Here is an 18229-nt window from a genome sequence, read left to right on the forward strand (position 1 = left end):
GTTTCTATAGCTTCGGCAAGCGCGAAGCGCGCCCGAGCTTACGCGAGGAGCCATGCGGCCCTTGAGCTGAACTAAAGCTCTGGCGTTGCCGTTTCCGCGCCGTTAGGCGTCTTGGCGACATTGACCACATCGGTCTTGTCTGCGGCGGCGCTGACGTTTGCGGCCAGATGTGCAGGCGCCTTGCGGCGACCTTTCTTGATGATGATTTGCGCGCCCATGTAACGCGAATAGACCTGGGTAAATTCTGCGCCAAGAAAGAAAATCTGTGTCGAATAATAGATCCAGATCAGCACCACAATCAGTGAACCGGCCGCGCCGTAGGCCGAACTGAAGGCGCTCTGGCCCAGATAGATGCCGATCAAAAGCTTGCCGACCGAGAAGAGCAGCGCGGTGATGGCAGCCCCAATCCATACGTCTCGCCATTTGATATGCACATCCGGCAAGACCTTGAAGATCATCGCGAACAGCACGGTAATGACGGCGAACGAGATCAACAGGTTGAGGCCGTGGAGCAGGAGGGCGATCGGGACAAGGCCCGCGAAAAAAGCGCTGATAGCCGACAGCGCGGCCGAGATGATCAGAGCGATCAACAACAGAAAGCCTATGCCGATAATCATGGCGAAGGACAGAAGGCGCTTCTTGATAAACCAGGTCCAATGGCCGTTTTCGCGTTCCTCAACGTTCCAGATGGTGTTAAGGGCATCCTGAAGCTGGGCGAAAAAGCTGGTGGCCGAGATGATCAGCGTCACGATGCCGATGACGCTGGCGATGTAGCTGGCCTTGGGGTTGCTTGTGCTGACCAGCATGGATTGAATGGCGCTTGCGCCCTGATCGCCAATCAGGCCACGAATCTCATCGAAGATATAGCTGCTGGTGGCATCGCGCCCGAAGGCCAGACCGGCCATGGCGATGACGATCAGCAGCAGCGGCCCGATCGACAACATACTGTAAAAAGCAAGGGCAGCGCCCAGGCGCGGCACCTTGTCGTCATTCCACTCGCGGATCGTTTCCTTGAAAATGAACCAGAATGCCGCGGGGGTGAGAGGCGGTCGCTTGCGAGGTTTATCCGTCATCTGTTTCCGCCGGGAAAGAATCTACAAACGCGGATAAAAGCACAAAGGATATAAAGAAAAAAGCCGGAGACAGTGAATGACGTCTCCGGCCTTCAAAGGCTGTGTTCGGTAAGCGCGTCTATTCCTACTTCAGGTCAGACAGGGCATTCATATCGTATGCGTTCAGCGATGGGGTGCCGAAATCCGCGGCGGCAGGCGTTGCGATGGGCGATGCCGCAACCGACGGTGCGGGTTCAGGGCGGCGGCTTTGCAGGCAACGGCCCTGGAAGAAGGCGCCGACATCGATTGCCAGCTGATCGTGTGTGATGTCGCCCTCGACATAGGCGGTGGCTTGGAGCTTTATCTGTTTGCCCGTGATCGAGCCAACGACGCGGCCACGTACTTCGATGGTTTCGGCCTCGACCTTGCCTTCGATATTGCCGGATTCGCCAACGATCAGATGACCAACCTTGACGTCGCCGCGCACGGTGCCATCGAGATGCAGGTCGCCGTTGCCGGTGATGTTGCCTTCGATCAGCAGGCCGGTGCCGAAGCTCGACAGGCGGGCGCCAGTGGCGACCGGTGACGCCGGTTTAGTGCGGTTCATGTTGATATTGGGCGTTTCAAGCGGCGGTACCGGAACAGGTTGCGGCTTGGGCGGGGTCGGTTTGCTAGTTTTGTTGAACATAATCTCCAGCCTTTAAGAAACGTGCGGGGTTTTGAGGACGACCGTTTTGCCAGACTTCGTAATGAAGGTGGGTGCCGGTCGAGCGGCCTGTGTTGCCCATGGAGGCGATGCGCTGATCGACAGCGACACGTTGTCCGGATCGAACGGCAGCGGATGCCAGATGGGCGTAGCGGGTCTTGAAGCCATTGCCGTGGTCAATTTCGACAACATTGCCGTAGCCGGTTCGAACACCGACATAGGATATGATGCCCGGCGCGGTGGAATAGATCGGCGTCAGGTAAGCGCCGGAAAAGTCCTGGCCACTGTGCATCTTCGGACGGTGGTTAAACGGATCGAAGCGTACACCAAAACCGCTGGTCTCACGTGTGCCCACGGTCGGACGACCGAAAGGAATGCGCTCGGCGTTATTTTGCAAGCCGCGCATATCGCTCAGATCCATCGCGGCGTTGCGAATGCGTTCAGCGAAGTCTTCATCGACGCCCAGGAAGCTTGCCAGCACCTTGTTGTCTTTGGAACTGGTCAGCGGGCTGCCGGTGCCGCTACCCGCGAAGGCCTGCGGGTTGAGGCCGGCCAGTCGGTAGGCAAGGCGCAGCTTTTCAGCGCGGGTCTTGGCGAAGACTTCGGCCTGGGCCACCATGCGTTCCTGTTCGGCGCGTACCGAATAAATGCGCTCGACAGGCGGAAGGCTGTCATCGATAGGTGTCGGGGCAAGGGCAGCCATAGCGCCGGGCACGCCCTTGAAGTCTTTTAGAAGCGTGACCAGGCCCTGATGGCGGTTTTCGACAGTCTTGGCCAGTTGCTCCAGCGAACCGGAATTGGCGGTGGCCTGATTGGTGGCCATGTCGAGACGGGCCTGACGGTCGGCGATCCAGCGCTCGGACTGTGCCTTCATCATGCGCATCTGGTTCTCAGAGCCGGCACCGTGATTTGCAGCGAAAAAGAGGGTGAAACCGGTGGAGATGGCTAGCCAGGTGATCAACGCCGACACCAAAACCATCAGGACAAGTTGTTTGCCCGGACTTAAAACATAACCGTGAGTTTCCGTGCCTGAACGGATGTAAAGCTGACGTTCCGGAAATATAGATTCCATCCAGCCGCCCAGGCGTCCCAAGCTTGTCTTACTCATCACCGCCGCCACCTAAACCTTCTGTTAATTATGCCTTCGTGGCGATAGTTGCGCAAGGTATATATCGCTGATGCCCCTTAACGGCGGCGGCGATGGACACAAAACTTATAATAAACAGAGTGTTCGGTTGATCGCTCATGTCCTGTGTCCCAATATGAATGCTCTGGTCAGAACTGTTTCAAGATTGATGCCGCTGGACACTGCCGTAAAATTCGCCTCCTGGGATATGTAGCCACATTTGCTTCCGGGACCTTGTTCTCAAGGGCTGTGGCGTCACGGAATGTTTATTAAACTGGCATTAATATGACTTATTTTGACATCAATGCCTTGGTTGCCGCCAAAACATCGTCGATATGGCCTTTAATCTTGACCTTGTGCCAGTCTTGCCTGATCAAACCTTGAGGGTCGATAATAAAGGTCGAGCGATCCGTGCCCATATAGACGCGTCCGTAGAGCGTTTTCTCGCCCCAGGCGCCAAATCCGTCGATGGTTGTTGTCTCCGGATCGGACAGAAGCGGCATTTTCAGGCCGTACTTGGTAATGAACTTGGCGTGGTCCTTCAGACTGTCCTTTGACAGGCCGAACAATTTGACTCCGAGTGTTTCAAATTCGGGCAGGGCGGCGGAAAAGTCGCATGCCTCCTGCGTACAGGTCGGTGTGTTGTCCGTGGGGTAGATGAACAGCACGGTCCAGTCACCTTTTAGACCTGAAAGGCTGACATTTTCACCATCGCTGGAGGCCAGGTTAAAGTCTGGCGCGGGATAGGGCGTAAAAGAAGTTACAGTTTTTGGTGATTTCGCCATGACATAGCCTTGCTCAGTATTTAAAGATGAAGACAGGGGTAAGATGGTGCGCGTTAACGCTCTTTTGTCGCAACCCGTCTATAGATTTCCACCCGCCCTGCTTTACAGCCTTAATTGATGAACCCGTCCAGACATAAGTGAAGAATTATTTCGACATCATAAGGAAGCGTTTGCGCCTTTTCGTGTTCGGATGGGTCGTGTTCATGGTCGTCATTCTGGGAGTGCGGCTGGGGCAGGGGCCTATACGCGTCGACGCCATCAAGTCGATTATCATTTCGCGCTTGGAGACGCAGTTACCGCGCACGGATGCCACCATCAAACATCTGGACCTGGTGTGGTTTGGTGATGCCCGCGCGCTCGGGTTTCGTATTGAAGAGCTGATCATTACCGATCGCAAAAACCGCATTATCGCCCGAGCCGGCAAGCTGGAAGCGGCTCTGGCGGCCGATAGTCTCATTGTGGCGCACCTGGCGCCGGCGCGTCTGACCGCCGAGGATTTTTTTGTTGCGGCTTCAATCTCGAAAGAAGGTCGCTATGATCTGGGCTATGAGGCTCAGGGCAAGCCGGGGCATGCGTCTGGCTTGTCGAAGTTTTTCTATGACCTGACCGGACCGGAAAAATTAGGCAGCCCCGCCAGCTTCACGCGCCAGCTCAGCCTTAGAAATGGCCAGATACGTATGATCCAGCAGGGTGCGCCCCTCGACTGGACGGCCAATGTCTCGACCATCGATTTCTCGAAGTTGCACGGCAAGATGAATGGCCACGTCGATCTGGCGATTCAGGGGCTTGGCATGGATGCCGCGACACCTGCGACTCTCAAAATGGAAGCCTCCGGCGTGGTGGGGCTGAACAAGGCGACGATCACCGCCAATCTCCACCATTTGACACCGAGCCGGGTTTTCCCGTCAATCGGCCTGAGCCGCGCCCTGGCGGGCGTCAATGCGCCCGTCGATGGTGTGGCACGTATTGATTACAGCAAAAAAAATGGCTTTGAGGGGGCTGCTTTCGATATCAGCGCCGGTGCGGGGCGGGTGGATATCGGCGATTTCCACCAGACCTTTTCCGAAGCGCGCATCCGGGCCAACTATACTTCAGCCAACCATACGGCTTTGTTCCAGACCTTCCACGTCAAGTCGTCCCTGCTGGATACGGACCTCAAGGGGCGCGTCGTCTTCCAGCCACAGGATAAAAAGCTCAAGCGTGATCTGACCCTGGCCTTTGATTTCAACGGGCCTCGCGTCACCGGGCGCCTGGCCGATGACTTCGCCATGCAGACGCTGACCAAGGTGAAAATCAAAGGCTACTATATTCCGAAGCAGAATCGCTTGCGTTATGAAAGCGTTACGGGTCTTTTGAATGGTGCGCCGCTGCAAAGCCAGGGCACGGTCTATACGGACGATCAGGGCCAACTGGGCGCAGATCTGACGGCGCAGATCAAGGGGCGCTTTACCAAGGAAGAGGTGTTCGCCTTCTGGCCGGAAGATCTGTCCCCCGGTACGCGCGGTACGCTGATCGAGCGCATCAAGGGGGGGGATTTCGCCAATGCTGATTTTGTGCTCAAGGCGGCGCCGGGTGATTTCCATAATCTGGAAAATGAAAATTTGCGCCTCGACTTCGATTTCCAGAATCTTGAAGTCTATCTCGAAGATCGTCTGAAAAATGCTACCGAACTGTCAGGCCACGGGCAATTGTTCGGCAACAGCTTCTTCATGGACGTAGACAGCGGTCGCCTGGTCGATGTCAGACTTACCAAGGGCAGGCTGAGCGTGCCCGATTTTCGCGACCGCCAGGCGGATATGCGCATTGCTATTGATAGTGAGGCCGACGTGCCGAGCGTTATCGAAGCCATTGATCCGGTGACGGGCCACCAACTAAGCAAAAACGGCCTGACGCGTGAGCGCCTGAGTGGCGCGGCCCAGGCCCATGTTGAAATCTATTTCCCCATCTACGGCCATATCACCAATAACAATTTCGGCCTGACCTTCAAAGCCAATGTTGCCAATGGTGCCTTCAAGCAGGCAGCGCTCGGCTGGGACATGACCGAAGGCACATTGGTCGTCGAGGGGGACCTGCTGGCCAATACCTTATCCGTTAGTGGTCCCGCGAACCTCGGCCCCTATTATGGTGATGTCACCTATCGCACGCAGATGGAGCCCAAGACTCAGCTCATCGATTTCAAAGGTCATTTCAACGCCGCGCAGTTTGGTGGATCGCCTCGCGTGCCCGTGGCGATTAAGGGCAACTTTACCGTCGCTAACCGCAAGGGGCAAGGCAAGATCGACTCCGATATCTTCCGGGGGGATGTCAGTTGGCAGGGCAATCCGGAAGGCGCGGAAGAGCGTCCTTCGGAAATGCTGATCGAAGGCGTGACGCTGGGCGAAGGCATGGAAGCGCAAGGGCTGCCCATCTTCGAGCATCTCAAGCGCGAACTGCCGACCCGTGTGTCCCTTTTGCGCTCCGGCGATATCTGGAGTGGCGAACTGGAAGCCGAAAGCCTGTCGGGCGATATCGCTTATATTCAGGGCACGCGCCCACGGCTGGTCTACAAGTCTGTGATCACCCCGGAAGAGGCGGAAGACCTGGGTTACGGCGCCTTGCCGATGTTCAGCGAAGCGCGCCACCTGACGGTCAATATTTCGCTCGATGGTCAATCGAAAGAAGCTCTGCTTAAGCTCGACCAGATGAACGCCACGCTCGGCTGGTCTGAAATTCCGGGCAGTGACGAGGTCCAGCGTCGCCTCTCCATGAAGGTGATGCCGGATGACTGGTACACGCTGGGTTTGCCGAAAGCATTTTTCACACCGCCGTCGCCGCTCGATGTCACGGCATTCTGGCAACAGACTGACACGCTTCTGACCGGGCAGGTCCGGCTGCTTGATCAGACGATTGATTTCGACATGCCGCTGAAAGGCAAAAATAACCCGCCGCCGATCATGCTGCCCAATACCAGCTTTCCTTATGAATTACAGGTGCGCGGCACAGCCAATGACGCTGTCCTTGCGGGGCTGGGTTACTCTCAGGATCCGGTGCATATCAGCGGCAAGGTGGGGCTGATCTTCAGTCTCTACGATACACCGGGACAGCCGGCGGCCGTGCTTAATCTTGATGCTACCCAGGCGCAACTAGGCGTCCGCGCCACGGACTGGGTCAAGCCTGTCGGTGAAGCGGCGGCGTTCGCGGTCAGCCTTGATGATCGGGGCGAGGGCGGCGGCACCAACCTGTCACGTATCTATGGTGAGGGCGAGCATGTCGGGATCGATGGCCGCGCTTCGTTCTCCAAAGGTGGCGTTCTGGAATTTGCCGATTTCTCAAAGCTCCACTTGAAGGATTTTATCGACGTCGCCTTCAAATATTATGCTGTGCCTGACCAGAACACCAATGTGATGTCGGTGAGCGGCCAGCAGCTTGATCTGCGGCCATGGCTGGACGCCACGCACGAACGCACGGTGAGCAAGATCGTGCCTGCCAAGCCCGCGGACATGATCGCCGGTGAGGCGTCGCCTGTACCCGCCACCCATCTTGTCGTGGATCTGGCACAATTACGCATGGCCAGGGACGGCGCTTTCGGCGACGTCAATCTCGACCTGACCTGGGATGGCGCTAATGGTCTGGCCGGCACAGGTTCAGGCCTGACCATGGATGGCAGCCCGTTGTCGCTCACCGTCAGCAATGAGAGCGCGTACAGCCTGTTCACTCTGAAGACCGGCAATCTCGGCAATGTCATCGAAACCGGGTCGGGTAATCGCAACGTCAAGGGCGGTGTGGCGGTTTTTGACGGTGTCTATGCCAATGGGCAGGTCGATGCGTCCCTGCGTGGTCATGATATCCGCGTCAAGCAGATACCGGTTCTGGCGCAATTGCTGACGGTTGCCTCCTTGCAGGGCCTGAACGACACGCTGGTGGGGGATGGTATCCTGTTCCGCGACTTCGATTTTCCTATCCGCTACAAGGACAATGTGTTGTTCATCCGAAACGGTTATGCCAAGGGCGAAGCGCTCGGTATTAATGCCTGGGGTACCACCGATCTCGATTCAAAAGCGCTTAATATGAGCGGCACGATCATTCCGGCCTATAGCGTCAACGCCATCTTCGGCGATATGAAATCGAACGGACTGGGGCTGGTCGGTATAAAGTACAGCCTGCGTGGCACGCAAAAAGCCCCCGAAGCGAAGGTCAATCCGCTGTCGGTTATTCTGCCGGGCTTTATGAAGGTGTGGTTCGAAGCTGGCCGTCAGGACGCGTTCCCGGCGCTGGACCTGCCCACGCTGGAAGACAAGCTGGAAGACCTGCGCGAAGAGAACGACAAGAAGCCGAAGAAGTAGATCTTAGACGGGCTTGACGAGAACGATCTTCTTCTTGCCCTGAGACAGCTTGATCACGCCATCAGCGTTCAGATCGGCTCCGGTCACCAACTGATTGCCGTCATTGATCGCCACGTCGTTAACGCGCAATCCGCCGCCCTGCGCCAGACGACGGGCCTCGCCATTGGAGGCGGTCAGGCCGATGCGGGTAGCAAGTGCCGCCAGCATGATGCCTTCTTCCAGTGCCGAGGCTTCGATCTCGATCGTAGGCAGGTCGGCGGACAGGATACCCTGCTCGAAGGCCTTCTGGGCGGTGTCGCGCGCGGTGGCGGCGGCGTCTGCGCCATGCACCATGCGGGTGGCGGCATCGGCCAGGATCTTCTTGGCGTCGTTGATTTCGGCGCCTTCGAGCTTTTCCAGACGCGCGATCTCGTCCATCGGCAAATCGGTGAACAGGCGCAGGAACTTGCCGACATCGGCGTCTTCGGCATTGCGCCAGTATTGCCAGTAATCGTAAGGCGACAGGGCATCGGCATTGAGCCACACCGCGCCGCCGACCGTCTTGCCCATCTTGGCACCGGAAGCGGTTGTGAGCAAAGGCGTGGTCAGTCCGAAGGCGGCCTTGCTATTGATGCGGCGCGTCAGTTCAACACCGTTGATGATGTTGCCCCATTGGTCCGAACCGCCCATTTGCAGCACGCAGTCATACTTGCTGTTGAGTTCGCGGAAATCGACCGCCTGCATGAGCATGTAGTTGAATTCAAGGAAGGTCATCGGCTGTTCACGTTCAAGGCGGAGCTTGACCGAATCGAAGGTCAACATACGGTTGATGGTGAAATGCGTGCCGAAATTGCGCAGGAATTCGATATAGCCAAAACCCGATAGCCAGTCGTCATTATTGACCATGACCGCATCGGTCTTGCCGTCGCCAAAGGTCAGGAAGTTGTTGAAGACATTCTTGATGCCATTCATGTTGGACTGGATTTGCTCATCGGTCAGAAGCGGGCGTTGCGTGTCCTTGAAGGTCGGGTCGCCGACCTTGGTGGTGCCGCCGCCCATGAGTACTATCGGCTTGTTGCCGGTCTTTTGCAGCCAGTAGAGCATCATGATCTGAACGAGGTGACCGGCGTGCAGTGAAGACGCCGTGGCGTCATATCCGATATAGGCCGTGATCGGGCCGGCCGCCGCCAGGGTGTCGAGCGCTTCGGCGTCGGTGCACTGATGGATAAAGCCGCGCTCCTGAAGGGTGCGCAGAAATTCGGATTTGAAGCTGTGTTCGGTCATGATAGCTATAGGGGCTAGGAGTTGGGCCGCTTGTGTGGCCTGATATATAGCCAAACGTCAAGATATAAGAGGCCGTCCATGATGAAAGTGCTGGGTTTTATGACCGGAACCTCGCTGGATGGCGTCGATATGGCCGTGCTCGATACCGATGGCGAGACCCAGGTGACGTTTGGGCCGTGGTCGGAAAGTCCGATGCCAGCAGAAACGCGCAAAATTTTGGAGGCGACTATCCAGGCCGCCCTGGTCTGGCCGCGAGGAGCGGCGGAACCGGCGATTTTTGGCGACGCGCGCCAAGCAATAGTGGCATGCCATCTTGATGCCGCCCGAGAATTTCTCGATCACAACGGGCTGGCATTCTCTGATTTCGATGTTCTGGCGGTACATGGCCAGACCGTGCTGCACGAGCGTCCGAAAAACGGACTCAAAGGCCGGACGGTCCAGCTTTTCGATGGTCGGAGCTTTGCCGACGCAACGGGTGTGCCGGTGGTTTGTGATTTCCGCCAGGCTGATATCGAGGCCGGCGGCGAGGCAGCACCCTTGATGCCGGTTTATCATCGAGCCCTGGCGCAGAACGCTGGCCTTGAACTGCCGCTGTTGGTGGTCAACCTCGGCGGGGTCGCCAACATCACCGCCATCGATGCGCGTGGCCTGACCGCGCTTGATACGGGGCCAGCCAATGGCCTTATGGATCAATGGATGCGTCGCCATGATCGCGGCGACTTTGATCATGAAGGACGAATCGCTGCCACCGGCAAGGTTCATGCCGATAAGGTGGCCGCCTATATGGCGCACGATTACTTCAAGGCAGCGGCGCCGAAGTCGCTCGATCGCTATGATTTCAATTTGCAAGCGATTGAGGGTTTGAGTTTTGAGGACGGCCTCGCCACCTTAAGCGCCTTCACCCTGCAAAGTCTGCTGGCGGGTATTGAGCTGGTCAACGCCAAGCCTAAAACAATCGTCCTGGCGGGTGGCGGGCGTCACAATCTTCATCTTGTGAATCAGATCACGGCAGCGCTTTCGCCGGCCAGGGTGGTGCTGGCCGAGGATCTGGGCTGGCGCGGCGGGGCGCTCGAAGCGGAAGGTTTCGCCTATATGGCGGTGAGATCGCTAAAAGGCCTGCCGATTTCCTTTCCCGGCACAACGGGCGTCAAAATGCCATTGCCCGGCGGCAAGATCAGTTATCCCAAAAATTGGCCGCAATCGCTGCCGAGCTAGGAGAGCGCCATGAAATTGCCCTTGATGATAACCTTGTCGCTTTGCCTGATTGCCTGTGCACCGCCGCCATCAACGGCAGAGGCCTCTCAAAGCACATCATCCGATTCGGTGTCCACGTTGGCGCCGACGTCCATACGTCTGCCCGAGCCTTTTATCGGCCGTTGGGACGCCAGTCCTGAGGCCTGCAAAGCGACCAGCGAGATGAGGCTGATCATCACGCAGACCGGACTGACCTTTTGGGAAAGCGCCGGACGTATCAGTGCCGTGACGATTACCAGGCCTGACGACGTTACGGTACAGGCCGATTTTTCCGGCGAAGGCGAGCAATGGCAAAGACGCCTGCACCTTGTGCTGAGTGCCGACAACCAGACCCTGACCATCGATGATGGCAAGGGCGGTGTTCGCAAGCGGTGTCCATAGGCCGGACGTCTGAACGCCCGACCCCGGATATTAGCCGCGTTCGGCCATCCGCATGTCGATATAGTCGCCGACGCGGGTTTCGACTTCCTTCAACTGGTCATTCCAGAAGTGGTTGGCTTCCGGCACGACTTCGGAAGCAATCACAATGCCTTTTTGCGAACGCAGCTTGGTGACGACGCGATCGACTTCGGCGGTCGGCACGATCGAATCATTACCACCGTGCAGGAACATGCCCGAAGCGGGGCAGGGCGCCAGGAAGCTGAAATCATAGGCATTGGTTGGCGGCGATACCGAGATAAATCCATCGGTTTCAGGGCGGCGCATCAGCAACTGCATGCCGATATAGGCGCCGAAATCATAGCCGGCGACCCAGAATTGCGAAGCGGTCGGGTTCTTGGCCTGCAGCCAGTCGAGCGCCGTGGCGGCGTCCGCCAGTTCGCCGATGCCGGAATCGAACTCGCCCTGGCTCTTTTGCACGCCGCGGAAGTTGAAGCGCAGGACGGAGAAGCCGCGCGTCATAAACAGGTGGAACAACTGGACGGTGACCGGATTGTTCATATGGCCGCCCGCCTTGGGGTGCGGATGCAGAATCAACGCGATCGGCGCATTCTCGGTTTTGCCTGCGCTATAACGGGCTTCGATGCGTCCGGCAGCTCCGGCCAGAATGACTTCGGGCATTCAATCACCTTGTAAAATCATAAATATGTCATGCGAGCCGCCATAATACTTGACTGCGTTAGTCGGAATTATTACATTCAGGCTCACACCTTCAAAGGCAGCAATTGCGCCTCTTAGCACAAAGATTTGTCTTTGCGCAGGTTTTTGCACCACTTCTGCCTTTAAACTGCAGGCAAACCAAGGAAACCACATGCGCTTATCGACCAAAGGACGTTACGCGGTCATGGCCATGACCGATCTGGCGCTCAATGCCCAGGCGGATGACAAGGCTGCCGGTGGCGGCCATCGTCCCATTTCGCTATCGGAAATTTCCGAGCGCCAGCAGATTTCCCTGTCCTATCTGGAGCAGCTTTTTGCCCGTCTGCGCAAGGCTGGCCTGGTGAAAAGCGCACGCGGTCCAGGCGGTGGTTATACCCTGGCACGCGAACCGGGACGCCTGTTCGTGTCTGAAATCGTGCTGGCGGTCGATGAGCCGATCAAGGCCACGCGTTGTGAGATGACCTCCAACAAGCTTGGCGCTAACAAGCGCCTCAATGCGAGCATGTCGAAGGATCAGGCGGTGCGCGAAATCGGCTGTATGCCGGGCGGGCAGCGTTGCCTGACGCACAATCTCTGGGAGGACCTGGGCGTCGCTATCCATGATTACCTGTCGCAGGTGTCGCTGGAAGATGTGTTGCGCAAGCGCACACGCAAGAAGGTTCAAATCACTGCCGCTGAGCCGTCGCGCTCCGTGATGATGGAGGCCTAGGTCTTTGGCCGATATTTTGTATCTCGATCATGCCGCGACCTCGCCGCTTCGACCTGAAGCGCGCGATGCCTTTTTGCGTACGGCGGATCTGGGGGGCAACGCGTCTTCGGTGCATAGTTTGGGGCGCAAGGCCAAACTGACCCTGGAAGAGGCGCGCAGCGATATCGTAAGCGCGGTGGGCGCTGTCGGTATCGGCGGTCTCGTCTTTACCTCCGGCGGGACCGAGGCCAATGCTTTGGCGCTGCATCAGGCGCAGAATTACGATCATGTGCTGATGTCAGCTGGCGAACATGACAGCATCTATGGCGCGGTTTCCGACGCGAACATCGTGCCGCTTAAGGCAACGGGTGACGTCGATCTTGTGGCATTGGAGGCCTGGCTGGCTAAGCCGGGGCGTCCGTTCGTCGCCCTCATGCTGGCCAATAACGAAACCGGCGTCATCAACGCTGTCGCGATGGCGGCGGTGTTAGTGCATGCCAAAGGCGGCTGGCTTCATGTCGATGCCGTTCAGGCGCTCGGCAAGATCCATATTGATTTTGCTGCCCTCGGTGCGGATTCCCTTTCGCTCAGCGCGCATAAGGTTGGTGGCGGGCAGGGCACGGGCGCGCTGATCTATAACCGCGATCACACGCCCAAAGCCTTGATCACCGGCAGTGGTCAGGAACTTGGCTTGCGCGCCGGCACAGAGAATATCGCTGGAATCGCCGCCTTCGCGGCGGCACTCAAGGCTTGCCATGGGGGGGCGGACGCTCTAAGCAGCGCACAAAAATCGACGGAATCCGCTCTCAAAGCGCTGGGTGTTACCATTCTGGGTGAAGAGGCGGCGCGTGTGCCAGGCATCCTCTATATCGCACAAGCGGACTGGGCCTCAAATCTGCAACTGATCCACATGGATATGGCTGGCATTTGCGTCAGTTCGGGGTCGGCCTGTTCGTCCGGGAAGGTCAAGGCCAGTCGCGTTGTTGCCGCCATGGGACGTCCTGATCTGGCCGACAAAGTTTTGCGGATATCGGGCGGCTGGACAACAACAGCGGAAGACTGGCAGCGTTTTTATGATGTCTGGTCAAAAGGTTATGAAGTGTATTTGAAGCGTCACGCGAAAGAATTGGTGTAATGGCTGCGGTTAAGGAAACCATCGAGACGGTCGCCGGGCTGGAAACCTATGAGCACGGCTTTGTCACCGATATCGAAATGGAGTTCGCGCCCAAGGGCCTGAACGCCGATGTAGTGCGCTTTATATCTGCCAAAAAGAATGAGCCCGAATGGATGCTTGAGATGCGTCTGGCCGCTTATGAGCGCTGGCTGACCATGGAAGAGCCGGATTGGGCCAAGGTGGATTATCAGAAGGTCGATTATCAGGACCTCTATTATTATGCGGCGCCGAAGAAGAAGGACGGTCCGAAATCGCTCGACGAGATCGATCCGGAACTGCTGAAAACCTATGCCAAGCTCGGCATTCCTCTGCGTGAGCAGGAAGTGCTGGCCGGCGTTGTGGGCGCGCCGCGTTATGCGGTGGATGCGGTGTTTGACTCGGTCTCGGTCGTTACCACCTTCAAGGACGAGCTGAAAAAATCAGGCGTCATTTTCTGTGCAATTTCAGAAGCCTTGCGCGAATACCCTGATCTGGTGCGTCAATATTTAGGTTCCGTCGTGCCGGTATCGGACAACTATTTCGCAGCGCTGAATGCGGCGGTTTTCTCGGATGGCTCGTTCGTCTATGTGCCGCCGGGCGTGCGGTGTCCGATGGAGCTTTCGACCTATTTCCGCATCAATGCCGAAAATACCGGCCAGTTCGAGCGCACCCTGATTATCGCCGACAAGGGCGCCTACGTTTCCTATCTCGAAGGCTGCACGGCGCCGCAACGCGACGAAAACCAGCTTCACGCCGCCGTGGTCGAACTGGTGGCGCTTGATGACGCCGAAATCAAATATTCGACCGTGCAGAACTGGTATCCCGGCGATGCCGAGGGCAAGGGCGGGATCTATAATTTCGTCACCAAGCGCGCCGATTGCCGTGGCGCGCGCTCAAAAGTATCGTGGACACAGGTTGAAACCGGTTCTGCGGTAACCTGGAAATACCCATCCTGCATCCTGCGCGGTGATGACAGCGTCGGTGAGTTCTACTCGATCGCCGTCACCAATGGCGCGCAGCAGGCCGATACCGGCACCAAGATGATCCATCTTGGCAAGAACACGAAGTCTCGCATTATCTCGAAGGGCATTTCAGCGGGTCGTTCCAGCGCCACCTATCGCGGTCTGGTCTCGGCCCATGCCAAGGCGACCGGCGCACGTAATTTTACCCAGTGCGACAGCCTGCTGATCGGCAAGACCTGCGCGTCGCACACGGTGCCCTATATCGAATCCGATACCGCCAAGGCTCAGTTCGAGCATGAGGCGACGACGACGCGACTGAGCGAGGATCAACTGTTCTACGCCATGCAGCGCGGGTTATCCCAGGAAGAAGCCGTGGCCTTGCTGGTCAACGGTTTCGTGCGCGATGTGTTGCAGAAATTGCCGATGGAATTTGCCGTTGAGGCACAGAAGTTGGTGGCTATCTCCCTTGAGGGGAGTGTCGGGTGATGGATTATATCTTGAAGCGACACGTCGTTCTTTTCAGTTACGTTCCTATAGCCTTGGTTTCTGCTTTTTACATTTATGCTTCAACGCTTTATTCCAGTTATGGATTGGGGCGACGAGATTATAATTTTGCAATCACTCTGGCGAATTTTATCTTGGCCAGCCTTATTATTCCTTGGATTGGGTTGGTGTTTTTTTCGTTTAAAAAGAAGCCATTGTACGGAATAGCAGCGCTTTCAGGTTCGCTAATTCTCGGATTAATTGGCTCTTTCGCCATCGCTATGACTGGCTGGAGCCAGATGTGAGAAATATTATGCTTTCAATCAAAGATTTATCCGTCGCTGTTGACGCCAAGCAAATCCTGAAAGGCCTGTCTCTGGACGTGCCGGCGGGTGAAGTACACGCCATTATGGGGCCCAATGGTGCCGGTAAATCGACGCTTGGCTACGCTCTGGCCGGTCGCCCGAATTACCAGATCAAATCCGGCAGCGTCACTTTCAACGGCGAAGACCTGTTCGAGAAGGACGTGCACGAGCGCGCCGCCGCGGGTCTCTATCTGTCGTTCCAGTATCCGCTTGAAATCCCCGGCGTCCCGGCCCTGACCTTCCTGCGCACGGCGCTCAACGCGCAAAAGAAGCTGCGCGGCGAGGACGAGATCTCGGCGCCGGATTTCCTCAAGCGTGTGCGCGAACTCGCCAAGACGCTCAAGATTGACATGGACATGCTCAAGCGTCCGCTCAATGTCGGCTTTTCCGGCGGTGAGAAGAAGCGCATGGAAGTGCTGCAAATGGCGCTGCTGGAACCGAAGTTCCTGATCCTCGACGAGACCGATTCCGGCCTCGATATCGATGCGCTGAAGGTGGTCTCGGACGGCGTGAATGCCTTGCGCGCGCCCGATCGCGGTATGCTGGTCATCACCCACTATCAACGATTGCTCGATCATATCAAACCGGACCGCGTACATGTGCTGGTCGCCGGCAGGATCGTCCGTTCGGGCGGTCCTGAACTGGCGCTCGAACTGGAAGCCCACGGCTACGATCAGTATCTGGGGGAAGCGGCGTGACCTTATCCGCGCTCGACATCTTTGATCCGTCGTCCTACCCGACGCGCCGCGACGAGGAATGGAAATATTCCGACTTGTCGCGTGTGTTGCGTGAGGCGCCGAAGAAGCCGCTGGTGGTGCGTACCCTGTCTGAACTGGATTCGGAGCCGGACGGATTTGTTTATTTTTCGGCCGATGAAGCGGGTTTTGATGGCCTGCAAGCTGCCGCCGATCACGCCATGCAAAAGGGGCATGGCCGGCTCTATATCGACGGCAACGACTTCGGCGACGAGGATGGTTATCTCGGCTATCAGGGCCATGGTGAGATCAATGTGGCCGCCGGTCAGGCGTTGGTGGTTTTTGAAGATTACACCGGTGCGTTCGATTACGCCGTCCATAGCCACCTGCGCTTTAAGCTGGGCGATGGCGCGAAGCTGACCCGGGTGGTTATACTGGATGAGCCGGAAACAGCCGTCTCGGTGCGCCAGTCAACAGTTGAGACTGCGCCCGATAGTGTTTTCAAGCAATATGTCTTTTCGACTGGCGCGAAATTCCAGCGTTTTGAAACTCACGTCCGTCATGCCGGCCACGGCGCCATCGTTGAGATGAATGGCGCCTACCTGGTCAAGGACAAGCGCCACTTCGACCTGACGACGCGTGTGTCGCATGGCGAGATCAATGGGGTCACCGATCAGACGATCAAGGGCCTGGTGAAGGATAGCGCCACCGCCGTCTTCCAGGGGCGTATTATCGTTGAAAAGGGTGCGGATGGCACGGATGCGCGGATGCGCCACCAGGCCCTGATCCTCAATGATGGCGCCCATATCCGTGCCAAGCCGGAACTTGAGATCTACGCTGACGATGTGCAGTGCGCGCACGGCAATACGATTGGCGCGCTCGACGAAGACGCCATGTTCTTCGCCATGAGCCGAGGCATCCCCGAAGAGGCGGCGCGCGCTATGCTGACTCATGCCTTTGTCCTGCCGGTGGCTGATGCCATCGAGGATGATGTGCTGCGCGAAACCGTATTGAATTTCCTCGAAAATGTGTCGGAGGATTTTTATGCCGTTTGACGTTGAAAAGGCGCGCGCCGATTTTCCGATCCTGTCGCGCGAGATCAAGGGCAAGCCTCTGGTCTATCTCGATAGCGGCGCCTCCGCGCAAAAGCCCACGGCCGTCATCGACGCTATGAGCCATGCCATGCGCCATAGCTATGCCAATGTGCACCGTGGCCTGCATATGCTGGCCAATGAGACGACCGACGCCTATGAGGCCGGCCGTGAGTCCGTGGCGCGCTTTATCGGCGCCCAGACCGACGAGATCGTCTTCACCAAGTCGGCGACCGAGGCGATCAATCTGGTCGCTTATAGCTGGGGCGAAAGCCTGCAGGCCGGTGATGAAATCCTGACGACCGAGATGGAGCACCACGCCAATATTGTGCCGTGGTACATGTTGGCTGAGCGCAAGGGGCTTAAGCTCACCTATGTGCCGATCCTCGATGATGGCACGCTCGATATGGCGGCATTCGATCAACTGTTGACGCCGAAGGTCAAGCTGGTCTGCGTCACCCATATGTCGAATGTGCTCGGCACTATTAATCCGGTGGCTGAGATCATCGTCAAGGCACACAGCCTTGGTGCGAAAGTCATGGTCGATGGCTGCCAGGGCGTCGTCCATTTGCCGGTTGATGTGAAGGCGCTCGACGCCGACTTTTACGCCTTCTCGGCGCACAAGCTCTATGGCCCCACAGGGCTCGGCGTGCTCTACGGCAAAAAGGAACTTCTGGAAGCCATGCCACCCTGGCAGGGCGGCGGCGAGATGATCGCGCACGTCACCAAGGAAAAGATCACCTGGAATGAGCCGCCGCATCGCTTTGAAGCCGGCACGCCGGCTATTCTCGAAGTCATCGGCCTCAAGGCGGCGATCGACTGGCTGTCGCAGTTCGACCGCGCCGAGATCGACGCGCATGAGCACGCCCTCTATCAACGTGCCCATGATAGTCTGAGTTCAATCAACTCGCTGCGTATCCATGGCGAAGCCAAGGGGAAGGGCGCGATCCTGACCTTTTCGCTGGGTCAGGCGCATGCCCACGATGTGGCGCAGATCCTCGATCGGTATAATGTCGCCGTCCGCGCCGGCACGCATTGTGCCGAACCTTTGATGACACGCCTGGGTGTGACCTCTACCGTTCGCGCCTCCATAGCCCTATATAACACGGAAGCTGAGATCGATATCCTGGCCGAGGCTGTCTCCAAAGCGCAGTCCTTTTTTGGATAGTATTGGCCTTCTTTGCGT

At 57.4% G+C, this 18229-nt stretch carries 16 protein-coding genes; 10 read left to right on the forward strand and 6 right to left on the reverse strand.

Translation table 11 applies throughout. The features are described 5' to 3' along the window. Positions 1-71: 71 nt before the first annotated feature. From B060_RS23725 to B060_RS0101980, 4 genes are all read right to left on the reverse strand, one after another. Positions 72-1073, reverse strand: a complete 1002-nt coding sequence (locus tag B060_RS23725) for a YihY/virulence factor BrkB family protein (protein WP_018080070.1) — start codon at positions 1071-1073, stop codon at positions 72-74. Positions 1074-1197: 124 nt separating this feature from the next. Then, a complete protein-coding gene (locus B060_RS0101970; RefSeq protein ID WP_018080071.1) occupies positions 1198-1740 on the reverse strand; it encodes a bactofilin family protein in 543 nt (180 codons plus the stop codon). Continuing rightward, entirely contained in the window at positions 1724-2866 is a 1143-nt protein-coding gene (locus tag B060_RS0101975; protein WP_026172521.1) for a M23 family metallopeptidase, read from the reverse strand. Before B060_RS0101975 ends, B060_RS0101970 begins: the two co-directional genes overlap by 17 nt. 308 nt (positions 2867-3174) lie before the next feature. Continuing rightward, positions 3175-3669 carry a peroxiredoxin gene (locus B060_RS0101980; protein ID WP_018080073.1) on the reverse strand — a complete coding sequence of 165 codons (495 nt, stop codon included), beginning with the start codon at positions 3667-3669 and terminating at the stop codon, positions 3175-3177. A gap of 170 nt (positions 3670-3839) precedes the next feature. Here B060_RS0101980 and B060_RS0101985 point away from each other — a divergent pair, with 170 nt between their 5' ends. Continuing rightward, positions 3840-7991: a YhdP family protein gene (locus B060_RS0101985; RefSeq protein ID WP_155847541.1), complete on the forward strand. Its 4152-nt coding sequence runs from the start codon at positions 3840-3842 to the stop codon at positions 7989-7991. A 3-nt stretch (positions 7992-7994) separates the two neighbouring features. Here the strand turns inward: B060_RS0101985 and tyrS are convergent, their stop codons facing one another. Next, positions 7995-9254: a tyrosine--tRNA ligase gene (tyrS, locus tag B060_RS0101990; protein ID WP_018080075.1), complete on the reverse strand. Its 1260-nt coding sequence runs from the start codon at positions 9252-9254 to the stop codon at positions 7995-7997. Between the two features lie 81 nt (positions 9255-9335). Here tyrS and B060_RS0101995 point away from each other — a divergent pair, with 81 nt between their 5' ends. Together B060_RS0101995 and B060_RS27065 are read left to right on the forward strand one after the other, a co-directional pair. Then, the gene (locus tag B060_RS0101995) at positions 9336-10469 is read left to right on the forward strand and encodes an anhydro-N-acetylmuramic acid kinase (RefSeq protein ID WP_026172522.1); all 1134 of its coding nucleotides are present in this window, start codon (positions 9336-9338) and stop codon (positions 10467-10469) included. 9 nt (positions 10470-10478) lie between these two features. After that, positions 10479-10889, forward strand: a complete 411-nt coding sequence (locus B060_RS27065) for a hypothetical protein (protein ID WP_155847540.1) — start codon at positions 10479-10481, stop codon at positions 10887-10889. Between the two features lie 30 nt (positions 10890-10919). Here the strand turns inward: B060_RS27065 and B060_RS0102005 are convergent, their stop codons facing one another. Then, positions 10920-11567 (reverse strand): alpha/beta hydrolase, encoded by a 648-nt coding sequence (locus B060_RS0102005; protein ID WP_018080079.1) that lies wholly within the window; start codon positions 11565-11567, stop codon positions 10920-10922. A gap of 190 nt (positions 11568-11757) precedes the next feature. Between B060_RS0102005 and B060_RS0102015 the strand changes: the two genes are divergently transcribed. The 7 genes from B060_RS0102015 to B060_RS0102045 are packed head-to-tail and all read left to right on the forward strand — an operon-like array spanning position 11758 to position 18211. Further along, complete coding sequence (locus tag B060_RS0102015; RefSeq protein WP_018080081.1) at positions 11758-12315, forward strand: Rrf2 family transcriptional regulator; 558 nt, start codon at positions 11758-11760, stop codon at positions 12313-12315. A gap of 4 nt (positions 12316-12319) precedes the next feature. Next, entirely contained in the window at positions 12320-13429 is a 1110-nt protein-coding gene (locus tag B060_RS0102020) for a cysteine desulfurase family protein (protein WP_018080082.1), read from the forward strand. After that, positions 13429-14895 carry a Fe-S cluster assembly protein SufB gene (sufB, locus tag B060_RS0102025; RefSeq protein ID WP_018080083.1) on the forward strand — a complete coding sequence of 489 codons (1467 nt, stop codon included), beginning with the start codon at positions 13429-13431 and terminating at the stop codon, positions 14893-14895. The genes B060_RS0102020 and sufB overlap by 1 nt, the downstream gene beginning before the upstream one ends. After that, positions 14895-15197 carry a hypothetical protein gene (locus tag B060_RS0102030; RefSeq protein WP_018080084.1) on the forward strand — a complete coding sequence of 101 codons (303 nt, stop codon included), beginning with the start codon at positions 14895-14897 and terminating at the stop codon, positions 15195-15197. The genes sufB and B060_RS0102030 overlap by 1 nt, the downstream gene beginning before the upstream one ends. An 8-nt stretch (positions 15198-15205) precedes the next feature. Next, positions 15206-15955 (forward strand): Fe-S cluster assembly ATPase SufC, encoded by a 750-nt coding sequence (gene sufC, locus B060_RS0102035; protein ID WP_018080085.1) that lies wholly within the window; start codon positions 15206-15208, stop codon positions 15953-15955. After that, entirely contained in the window at positions 15952-17007 is a 1056-nt protein-coding gene (gene sufD / locus B060_RS0102040) for a Fe-S cluster assembly protein SufD (protein WP_018080086.1), read from the forward strand. Before sufC ends, sufD begins: the two co-directional genes overlap by 4 nt. Beyond that, on the forward strand, positions 16997-18211 hold the full coding sequence (locus tag B060_RS0102045; RefSeq protein ID WP_018080087.1) for an aminotransferase class V-fold PLP-dependent enzyme: 1215 nt from the start codon (positions 16997-16999) through the stop codon (positions 18209-18211). Before sufD ends, B060_RS0102045 begins: the two co-directional genes overlap by 11 nt. The last annotated feature ends 18 nt before the right edge of the window (positions 18212-18229 follow it).

This window comes from Asticcacaulis benevestitus DSM 16100 = ATCC BAA-896 (assembly GCF_000376105.1).
GTDB lineage: Bacteria > Pseudomonadota > Alphaproteobacteria > Caulobacterales > Caulobacteraceae > Asticcacaulis > Asticcacaulis benevestitus.

What these genes read in the sequence shown, in the direction of transcription:
- B060_RS0102005 (WP_018080079.1), bottom strand. Translation starts at nt 11,567, where the DNA reads ATGCCCGAAGTCATTCTGGCCGGAGCTGCCGGACGCATCGAAGCCCGT.
- tyrS (WP_018080075.1), bottom strand. Translation starts at nt 9,254, where the DNA reads ATGACCGAACACAGCTTCAAATCCGAATTTCTGCGCACCCTTCAGGAG.
- B060_RS0102030 (WP_018080084.1), top strand. Translation starts at nt 14,895, where the DNA reads ATGGATTATATCTTGAAGCGACACGTCGTTCTTTTCAGTTACGTTCCT.
- B060_RS23725 (WP_018080070.1), bottom strand. Translation starts at nt 1,073, where the DNA reads ATGACGGATAAACCTCGCAAGCGACCGCCTCTCACCCCCGCGGCATTC.
- sufC (WP_018080085.1), top strand. Translation starts at nt 15,206, where the DNA reads ATGCTTTCAATCAAAGATTTATCCGTCGCTGTTGACGCCAAGCAAATC.
- B060_RS0102015 (WP_018080081.1), top strand. Translation starts at nt 11,758, where the DNA reads ATGCGCTTATCGACCAAAGGACGTTACGCGGTCATGGCCATGACCGAT.
- B060_RS27065 (WP_155847540.1), top strand. Translation starts at nt 10,479, where the DNA reads ATGAAATTGCCCTTGATGATAACCTTGTCGCTTTGCCTGATTGCCTGT.
- B060_RS0101995 (WP_026172522.1), top strand. Translation starts at nt 9,336, where the DNA reads ATGAAAGTGCTGGGTTTTATGACCGGAACCTCGCTGGATGGCGTCGAT.
- B060_RS0101980 (WP_018080073.1), bottom strand. Translation starts at nt 3,669, where the DNA reads ATGGCGAAATCACCAAAAACTGTAACTTCTTTTACGCCCTATCCCGCG.
- B060_RS0102045 (WP_018080087.1), top strand. Translation starts at nt 16,997, where the DNA reads ATGCCGTTTGACGTTGAAAAGGCGCGCGCCGATTTTCCGATCCTGTCG.
- B060_RS0101970 (WP_018080071.1), bottom strand. Translation starts at nt 1,740, where the DNA reads ATGTTCAACAAAACTAGCAAACCGACCCCGCCCAAGCCGCAACCTGTT.
- sufB (WP_018080083.1), top strand. Translation starts at nt 13,429, where the DNA reads ATGGCTGCGGTTAAGGAAACCATCGAGACGGTCGCCGGGCTGGAAACC.
- B060_RS0101975 (WP_026172521.1), bottom strand. Translation starts at nt 2,866, where the DNA reads ATGAGTAAGACAAGCTTGGGACGCCTGGGCGGCTGGATGGAATCTATA.